At 71.4% G+C, this 1118-nt stretch carries 1 protein-coding gene; it reads left to right on the forward strand.

Annotated features, from left to right (window positions below; all coding sequences use genetic code 11):
* A partial coding sequence (locus GRF61_RS24150; protein ID WP_248281431.1) for a 4Fe-4S binding protein occupies positions 1-1015 on the forward strand: 1015 nt, incomplete at its 5' end.
* Positions 1016-1118: the final 103 nt, after the last annotated feature.

Consider the following 1118-nt stretch of genomic DNA (forward strand, 5'->3'; position numbering starts at 1 on the left):
GACCGAGCAGGACACCCTCCCCGCCCGACCGCCCCGCCGCGTCATCCCGATCAGCCGGGTGGACGCCCCGTCCCAGCGCGGTCTGCAGGGCCGCCGGCTGCTCTTCCAGCTCGGCTTCTTCGCCCTCTTCGTGCTGGCGCCGGTGTTCGACCTCTTCCGCTACGACCTGCAGGCCGGCCACGCCTGGCTGCTGGGCTTCGAATGGCGGCTGGGGCTGGACGATTTCCTCGCCGGCCGCATCGGTGCCGGCGAAGCCGGCGCCAATGTGCTGCTGCGCCTGTTCCTGCCGCTGTTCGCCGGCGCTGGCGTCTTCCTGTGGGTGGCATGGAAATGGGGCCGGCTGTACTGCGGCTGGCTGTGCCCGCACTTCTCGGTGGTGGAAACCATCAACACGCTGATGCTGCGCGCCACCGGCAAGCCCAGCGTGTGGGAGAAGCGCCCCATCACCCCCTGGCTGCCGGGGGGCGGGCGCCGCCGCATCGATGCGCGCTGGTGGGGGCTGGTGCTGCCGGCGGCCATCGGCTTCGCCTTCGCCTGGGCGGTGGTGCTGCTGAGCTATCTGCTGCCACCGGCCGAGGTATACGGCAATCTCATCCACGGCGAACCCACCCGCAACCAGGCCCTCTTCCTTGCAGCCGCCACCGCTGTGCTGACGCTGGAATTCCTCTTCGCCCGCCACCTCTTCTGCCGCTATGCCTGCGCCGTCGGTCTGTTCCAGAGCCTGGCGTGGATGAGCAACCGCAAGGCCATGGTGGTCGGCTTCACCCGCCAGCGCGCCGCCGACTGCGCCAGCTGCCTGCCGGAGCGGCAGTCCGCCTGCGACGCGGTATGCCCGATGCGCCTCACCCCGCGCAACATCAAGCGCCACATGTTCACCTGCACCCAGTGTGCCCAGTGCGTGGACTCCTGCGGCCAGACCCAGGCCGACAATCCGCGGGGGCCGCTGCTGCAATGGGTGAGCGGCGAGGCCGCGCGCCAGAACGAGGCCGGCTTCCGCGCCGGCAAGGAGCGCTAGCGATGCACCGTCCGGCACTTGCCCTGCAACCAACCGGCGGCGGCGCGAACGCCCGTCGCGGCGGCATTCCGCCGGCCTTCAGCGGCCGCCCGGCCGCGCCTCT

Source organism: Azoarcus sp. TTM-91 (genome assembly GCF_012911025.1).
Lineage (GTDB): Bacteria > Pseudomonadota > Gammaproteobacteria > Burkholderiales > Rhodocyclaceae > Azoarcus.